The sequence below is a fragment of the Eubacterium sp. MSJ-13 genome (assembly GCF_018918235.1).
Classification (GTDB): Bacteria; Bacillota; Clostridia; order Lachnospirales; family Lachnospiraceae; genus Butyribacter.
On the sequence record NZ_JAHLQE010000033.1, the window covers coordinates 1 to 8,832 of the forward strand.

5 protein-coding genes are annotated in these 8,832 nt (G+C 35.9%); all 5 read left to right on the forward strand.

What is annotated here, in order from left to right; genetic code table 11:
• Positions 1–117: 117 nt before the first annotated feature.
• Positions 118–1,869: an aspartate--tRNA ligase gene (gene aspS, locus KQI69_RS02140; protein ID WP_216563641.1), complete on the forward strand. Its 1,752-nt coding sequence runs from the start codon at positions 118–120 to the stop codon at positions 1,867–1,869.
• A 254-nt stretch (positions 1,870–2,123) separates the two neighbouring features.
• A complete protein-coding gene (locus tag KQI69_RS02145) occupies positions 2,124–2,744 on the forward strand; it encodes a TetR/AcrR family transcriptional regulator (RefSeq protein ID WP_216563642.1) in 621 nt (206 codons plus the stop codon).
• A gap of 67 nt (positions 2,745–2,811) precedes the next feature.
• The gene (locus KQI69_RS02150; RefSeq protein ID WP_216563643.1) at positions 2,812–6,384 is read left to right on the forward strand and encodes an HD domain-containing phosphohydrolase; all 3,573 of its coding nucleotides are present in this window, start codon (positions 2,812–2,814) and stop codon (positions 6,382–6,384) included.
• Positions 6,381–7,586, forward strand: a complete 1,206-nt coding sequence (locus KQI69_RS02155) for a BMP family ABC transporter substrate-binding protein (RefSeq protein WP_216563644.1) — start codon at positions 6,381–6,383, stop codon at positions 7,584–7,586. The genes KQI69_RS02150 and KQI69_RS02155 overlap by 4 nt, the downstream gene beginning before the upstream one ends.
• A gap of 188 nt (positions 7,587–7,774) precedes the next feature.
• Positions 7,775–8,374 (forward strand): tyrosine-type recombinase/integrase, encoded by a 600-nt coding sequence (locus KQI69_RS02160; RefSeq protein ID WP_216563645.1) that lies wholly within the window; start codon positions 7,775–7,777, stop codon positions 8,372–8,374.
• The last annotated feature ends 458 nt before the right edge of the window (positions 8,375–8,832 follow it).

Consider the following 8,832-nt stretch of genomic DNA (forward strand, 5'->3'; position numbering starts at 1 on the left):
GCAGCTAATAGTGTTATGAGCAAGTAGCAAAGCGGATTGCGAATATCCGCTTGACTCTGTGCAGGCATCAAAGAGTAGAGTAAGTTTTGCAAAGACCTGTTTTTTAGGAGGATAAAAATGAACGTAGGAAATATTTATCGTGACAAAACATTAAACGACATTAGTGAGAGCAATGTTGGCGAAACATTAAGACTTGCCGGATGGGTAGAAAATATCCGTGACCACGGCGGTGTATCATTTGTTGACCTTAGAGATATGTATGGTGTTATGCAGGTTGTTATGCGTGACACAAAACTCCTCGATGGGATAAGCAAGGAAGATTGTATCTCAGTTGAAGGTGTCGTAGAGCACAGAGATGAGGAGACATACAATCCAAAGATTCCTACAGGAACTATCGAGCTTGAGGCACACAAGGTAGAGGTTCTTGGCAGGGTTTACAGACAGCTTCCTTTTGAGATTATGACATCAAAAGAGACAAGAGAGGATGTTCGTCTTAAATATCGTTATCTTGACCTTAGAAATGCAAAGGTTCGTGACAATATGATTTTCAGATCAAATGTTATCAGTTTTCTTCGTCAGAAGATGACAGATATGGGATTTTTAGAGATTCAGACACCTATCCTTTGTGCATCATCACCAGAGGGTGCGAGAGATTATATTGTGCCATCACGCAAATTTAAGGGTAAATTCTATGCATTGCCACAGGCACCACAGCAGTACAAGCAGCTTCTTATGGTGTCAGGTTTTGACAAGTATTTCCAGATAGCACCTTGTTTCAGAGATGAGGATGCGAGAGCAGACCGTTCACCGGGAGAGTTCTATCAGCTTGACTTTGAGATGAGCTTTGCAACACAGGAAGATGTATTTAAGGTTGGAGAGGAAGTCCTCACAGCAGCATTTGAGAAGTTTGCACCTGAAGGATATGAGGTTACACAGGCACCATACCCTATCATCAGCTACAAACAGGCAATGCTTGAATTTGGTTCAGACAAGCCTGACCTTAGAAATCCACTCCGCATCGTTGATGTTACTGACTTCTTCCAGAGATGCACATTTAAGCCGTTCCATGGAAAGACAGTTCGTGCGATAAATGTTCATGCAAAACTTTCAAAGGGACAGCATGAGAAACTTCTCAAATTTGCACAGTCTATCGGAATGGGCGGACTTGGTTATCTTGAGGTACTTGAAGATAAATCATACAAAGGACCTATCGACAAATTCATTCCTGATGATATGAAACAGGAGATTGCTGATATAGCAGGACTTACACCCGGAGATACAATCTTCTTTATCGCAGACAGGGAAGCGCAGGCAGCTCTTTATGCAGGACAGATTCGTACTGAGCTTGGAAACAGACTTGACCTTATAGAGAAGAATAGCTACAGATTCTGCTATATAAACGACTTCCCAATGTATGAGTATGACAATGAGGAGAAGAAATATATCTTTACTCATAACCCATTCTCAATGCCACAGGGCGGACTTGAAGCATTAAATACGAAAGAACCATCTGAAATCCTTGCATACCAGTACGACATCGTATGTAACGGTATTGAACTTTCATCAGGAGCAGTCCGTAATCACGACCTCGACATAATGGTTAAGGCATTTGAGATTGCAGGCTACACAGAGGAAGACTTAAAAGAAAAATTCGGAGCACTCTACAATGCGTTCCAGTTCGGAGCACCACCACACGCAGGAATGGCACCGGGAGTTGACCGTATGATAATGCTTCTTCGCAACGAAGAAAATATTCGTGAGATAATTCCATTCCCAATGAATGGAAATGCACAGGATCTTATGTGCGGAGCACCAAACGAAGTAAGTGAACAGCAGCTTCGTGAAGTGCACATTAAAGTAAGACAGTAACAAAATTTTGTGCATCAAAAAAATATTATTTAAGTTTTAGTTCTATATTGTGTAAAAATTAAGCAATAATATAGTGTGTATAAATTAGAAAAATAGAAAACTGTCACATTGCAAATATCATTATAATATCTGCAATGTGGCAGTTTTTTATTTATAAGTTGTAATTATGTTTTTTCAAATATGTTCTAATACTTGAAACTTTTCTGCACATATATTATTATTAAGACTAGGAGTATCAATGGAAAGGAAAACTTATGAGAGAAGTAGAAGAAAAAAGGATAATAGATGCAGCATTTGATGTGTTTGTAAGAGAAAAAATTGAAGTTACAAGTATGGCAAAGATCGCACAGGCAGCAGGTGTTGGGAGAGCCACTGTATTTCGTCATTATCCGAGTAAGCTTGATCTTGTTATTGCAGTCAATTCTGCAAAGTGGAAAGAGTATCTTGATGAGCTGGACAGAAACAGACCGATTTCATCATTAGGTGGGATTTCTGCTATTGACAGATTTATTTTTACGATGGATAGTTTTATTGATATGTACATAAATCATAAAGCACTTTTGCAATTTAATGATAATTTCAATCATTTTGTTTCACATTCAGGTGTCGACAGAAAAAAACTTAAAGGTTTTAATGCTTCGCTGCTGTCTGCGGATACAAGATTTATTAAAATGTATGAAAAAGCAAAAGAAGACCATACACTTAGAACTGATATACCATTTGAAGAATTTATGCGTGAAACGGTTCATGTTATGATGGCTGTCTGCACATACTATGCTAACGGCTTTGTATGGGGAGCAGACGAAAATAAGGATTATATTCCTGAACTTAAAAGGATAAAGGAGATGCTCATTTCTTTTGCAAAAAATAAATAGTGGATGCAGTAATATTTATCGAAGATACAGATCAGTATGTGTTTATTAATCTGAGGAGAATATGCAAATGAAAAATAAAAAAGAATACATGATAATTTTGGCAACTGTGGCGGCATTGTTTGTTGACATTTTAGGCAGGGAATTTGCCGTAAAATTAGTATTGCCAGTGTGGCTTGACTCGATAGGAACTTTTTTGATCGCATATTTATATGGTGCTGTCTGTGGAGCATTTGTCGGATTTACCAACAATATCATTTACGGAATATTTGCTCAACAGGAGCTGGTTTATTGTATTGTTGGGGGGCTATTAGGTATCATTGTAGGTTTTTATTCAAAAAAGAAAGTTTTTGATAAACAGTTTACGACGATGACTTTAGGTATGGGACTTGCCGTATTTTCAACGATTACGGCGGTTATGATAAATGCAGTGTTGTATAGTGGGAAGATAAATAATATCTGGGGAAATCAGGTTATGTTGCTGTGCGTTGATAAGGGACTGCCAAAATTTATTTCTTATATTGCTGGGCAATTTTGTGTAGAGTTTATGGATAAGATGTTGACTGTGGAGATAATTTATTTATTGATTAAGATTGTTCGTTATGTCAGAAAAAATGGAAAAAGATTTAAAACCATAACAAAAATAATCATAGTTAGTGTAGTTGCAGCAGGCACTTTTTGTGGAACAACTGACACAGCACTTGCGGTGCAGACAAATTCCGGGGATGCTTCAAAAACAAACTCAGAATATGCTTCGGAATATAATACTTATATACAGACGCAGTATTCAAGGGAAGAGGGGCTTTTGTCAGGTGAAGCAAATGATATTGCACAGACAAAGGATGGAAAGCTGTGGATTGGTACTTATGCCGGACTGTTTAAGTATGATGGAGTGAAGTTTGTCTGTTTTCAGGATATAAGTTCCGTCAAGAGTGTAAATTGTCTGTATGTAGATGAAGAGGGAAGATTATGGGTAGGAACTAATGATAACGGTGTTACTATTTTTATAAATGAGGATGCAGTTAATGTGGTGGACGATCAGAATGGACTGCTTTCAAATTCAGTAAATAAAATTGTATGTGATTCACATGGAAATTATTATATTGGAACTTCAGAGGCATTATCGGTAGTATCTCTTAGCGGAGGAGTCAAGGTGACAAAAACATTTAAAAACATAAAAAATGTGGTGTCAATGACTGCTGATGATAAAGGAAATGTTGTTGGTGTAACTAAAGAAGGAGAAGTGTTCTGGATTCGTGATGGAAAGATTATAAATACTCCTAAAAGCATCAGCAGATTTAAGGATTGCAATGAAGTTTATTTTTCAAAGACTGGGCAGTTATTTATTGGGACAACCGGAAGTTCAATATACATATTTGATATGAAAGAAGAGAAACCAAATCTTAAAGCTGATATTAAGATAGGTGGTTTTGAATCTGTTAATTGTTTTTATCAGACTGAAAATAATAAAATATTTGTATGCTCTGATACAGGTGTGGCAATTCTGGATAAAAATGGTAGTTACCGCAAGCTGGACACCAATAATTTTAACAGTTCTATTGAAAGTATGCTTGTTGATTATCAGGGTAATCTATGGTTTAGTTCATCAAGGCTTGGACTGCTAAAAATGTGTAAATCCCCGTTTGAGGAGATATTTCAAAATATTGGTATGACGGCAGTTGTCAATTCTGTAGAAAAATGGGACGGATTACTATTTTGCGGTACTGATGACGGTCTGGTGGCTGTTAAAGAAAGAAAAAAAGTAAATAATTCACTTACAAAACGGCTTAAGAATGTCAGGGTAAGCTGCTTGAAGGCAGACAGCAAAAATGCATTGTGGATAGCCACAACTGAAATGGGAGTATATAAAGTTACGATAAATAAAAAAGGCAGATATAATGTTAAAAATTTCACTGACAAACAGGGAGCACCGGGGATGTGTTTTAGAAATATAATCGAATGTAGTGATGGTAAGATTATGATAGCCGGAGATTATGGTGTTGCAGTTATATCAGGGGACAGTGTTGTGAATGTTTTGGATTCAGAGCAGGGAATACTAAATGAAAAGTCATTATGTCTGTTGGAATATAAAAAGGCCTGCTATGTCGGTTCGGATGGTGCTGGAATAACAAAGATTGATAAAAATGGTAAAGTGACACAGATAACAAAAAAGGACGGTTTGTCATCGGATATTGTGCTGAGAATGGTCAGCGAGCCGGTTTGTGGTGGTGTGTTTATTGTTACAAGTAACGGCATTTGTTATATGTCTAAAGATGGTAAAGTCAAAAGTCTTGATAAATTTCCATATAGCAATAATTATGATATAGTGTGTAATAATAGTGGACTCTGCTGGGTATTATGCAGTGCAGGGATTTATGAGGCAAAGATAGAAGATCTGATTAAAAACAAGAGAAGAGATTATCTGTTGATAAATTCAAAACATGGATTTAGAACATCATTGGTTGCAAATTCATGGCAGTGCAGAGAAAATGATAATCTGTATCTTTGCTGTGATACGGGTGTGGTAAAGGTAAATATGTCAGATGATAATATGGTGGATGATTCGTACCGTATGATAATGAATTATGTTGAAGTTGATGGTGAAAAGATGGCAATAGACCGTATAGATACATTAAAACTGTCGGCGGATTCGAGACAGATTACATTTGCACCGGAGATATTGAATTATTCTATGAAAGATCCATATATTAGTGTTATGTTAAAAGGGCATGATACAAAAGAGCACGTATGCCTGTTAAGTGATTTTAATAAGATAACATATACTGACTTAAAAACTGGCAGATATGTGTTTAAAATATCCATTTTAGATGGTTATGACGGAAATGTTATAGAATCTGGAAGATACATTATTGATAAAGAAAATGAAATGTACCAATACTGGTGGTTCAGACTTTATATCTGTGTTATAGCGGGATTGGTGCTTATATGGCTCACATGGTTTATCACGAGAACCTGTATGCAGAGAACAATGCTTAAACAAAAACTCGAACTTGAATATGCAAAGAAACAGATTAAGATGAGTAATGAAACGATTCTTTCAATCGCACGCACCGTTGATGCAAAAGATAATAATACAAGTGAACATTCATATCGTGTATCGGAATATTCGGTTGCAATAGCAAAAAGACTTGGCTTTTCTGATGAAAGATGTGAAAATCTTCGCAAGATGGCTTTGCTACATGATATAGGGAAAATTGGAATACCCGATGCAATTTTAAATAAGCCGGCAAAGCTTACTGATGAAGAGTATAAGATAATGAAGACACATGTAACTCTGGGGGCTGAGATATTAAAGGATTTTACATTGATAGATAATGTGGACATCGGAGCTTTGTATCATCATGAAAAATATGATGGAACCGGTTACTGTCACGGTCTGAAAGGCGAGGAGATTCCTATTGAGGCACGTATTATCGGTATTGCAGATGCATTTGATGCCATGACTGCGAATCGTGTATATCGAAAACAGCTTGATATTGATTATGTGACAGATGAATTAAGGCGTTGCAGTGGGACACAGTTTGATCCAAAACTTGTTAAGATAATGTTAGCACTGATCGATGAGGGTGTCATTGATGTAGAAAGTTTATATGCAAGATCAAAAGGAGAATTGAACGAATGAAAAAAAGATATGCATTATGCCTGATAACCTGTATCGTTATGACTTTATGTTTGTTTGGAATACATAAGTTTACTAAAACAGAAGAAAAACATATTAAGGTTGGTTTTATATTTGTAGGAGATGAGATTACGCCTTATACAGATAATTTCATAAAAGCAAGAAATCATGTCATGGAGGTGTATGGTGATCAAATAGAATGTGTCACGATATACAATGTGGCAGAGGGACAATTAGAAAAACCTTTACAAAAGCTTATAGACGGTGGATGTGATTATATCATTGCTGCAAGCTATGGTTATGGACCGGAGGTTAAAGCAAAAGCGAAAAAATATCCAGATATACAGTTTTGTGTGCCGACAGGAGATAATGCAAATAAAAAGCCGGTTTTGTCAAATTATCATAATTGCTTTGGCGAAATATATCAGGGAAGATATATATGCGGTAAAGTAGCAGGAATGAAGATAAAACAGATGATAGCTCAAAAGATTATTACTTCGGAGCAGGCAAAGGTAGGTTATGTGGCAGCGTTTCCACTGCCGGAGGTAATATCGGGATATACATCATTTTATCTTGGTGTCAGGTCGGTCGTGCCTGAGGCTGTCATGACAGTGAAATACACAAATACCTGGTCAAGCTATTCTGTAGAAAAACAGGCTGCAAAAGAGCTGGCTGATGAGGACTGTGTTGTCATATCACAACATTCAGATACGGTCGGACCAGCAGCTATATGTGAAAATGCTCAAAGGGATATACCGGTATATCATGTGGGATATAATCAGAGCATGACTGATATTGCACCAACTAGGTCTTTAGTTAGCTGCTGTGTTGATTATTCAAGTTATTTTGAACAGTCTGTTTATGCATTGCTGCACGATAAAAAAATAGAAGACTGTATTGACGGGCGTACTTATAAGCAGGATGCAATGGCAGGGATTGACAAAGGCTGGGTAAGGATTCTTGATATAAATGAAGCAATAGTGCCAAAAGGAACAAAGGAGATGGTAGAGGATACAATAGAAAAAATTGAAGAAGGAAAACTGGATGTTTTTTCGGGTCCGTTTACCGGTGTGAGTGTATTTGACACGGATGATAAGATAAACCTTAATATTCCGTATAAAGAAAATGCAAATTCATCGTCACCGTCTTTTTGCTATGTTCTTGACGATGTCATTAATATTGAAGAAATGAAAGAAGAGCAATAAATTCGTTGTACTGCTTATTGCCTTTTAATTGTAGAACGATTATATATGAAATTAAAATTAAAAATGTAACACAATGGATATTGTGTTACATTTTTTTTTCTTACACTTTATTTATCGGCAGTTAAATTTAAGACTTTAGCATTTTTTTGAAATTTATATGAAAATATTGAAAGGAAGGATTTATAGAAATGAAAACTACTCAGCCTATTCGTGATATTGGGGAACTTGATAAGATAAAAAAGTATTATTGTGATGTAAAACCTAATAAGAGAAACTGGCTCCTTATCATATGTGGACTTAATACAGCTTTGCGCATTTCTGATATTTTAAAGCTTCGTTGGAAAGATGTGTATAATGAAGGTTTGCTGTCGTTCAAATCCCATATTGATATCAAAGAGCAGAAAACAGGTAAAAAGACAACTATTTTTATCAACAATAATTTGAAAGAGGCATTGGCTTCATTTCTAAAAGATTTATTTGCAAAGAAAATAAATCTGGCTGAATTAATGGAAAGATTTATCTTTCTTGGTCAGAAATCAGGTAACAAACCCATCAGCAGGATTCAGGCGTTTCGTATAATATCTCATGCAGCAGAGAAATGCCAGCTTGGTCATAGAGTCAGCAGTCATTCATTAAGAAAAACTTTTGGATATCATGCATGGAAAAAAGGAGTATCGCCGGCACTTTTGACAAGTATATATAATCATTCATCGTATAAGATAACAACGAGATATCTTGGTATAGATCAGGATGACAGGGATGAGGTCTTTGGACTTGTAAATCTATAGTATTTTAAAAAATAAAATATGGTAAAGACAAAAAAGACACTGAATTTGTAATAAGAAGCGTTAAGTTTTGTGTCTGTTTGCCATGTAAAAAATCTCAGATTATATAATTCTGTAATAATAATTTCTTATTTTTCTTATTATTCGAGGTAAAATTATACTTTTTCACAACTATTTTAAACAAAACTATCACATTAGATAAAAAATATTCCACGAAAATGTAACACAATATCCATTCTGTTACATTTTCGTTCACGAGGCAAGGACATAGCAGTTTTGGTTTATGAATTTACAAATAATATTTCCTTAAATGCTTTTTTAAATTCAGTCTGACAAAAAATAAAAAGCCAGAGCACAGAATTTAGACAGGTTGCCGGAAAGAGAATACAGGGAGGTAATGCGAATGTTAAGACTTTCAGTTGAAAACAAAGAGTATCTCATGGTTGGAGATAATGTAAAGA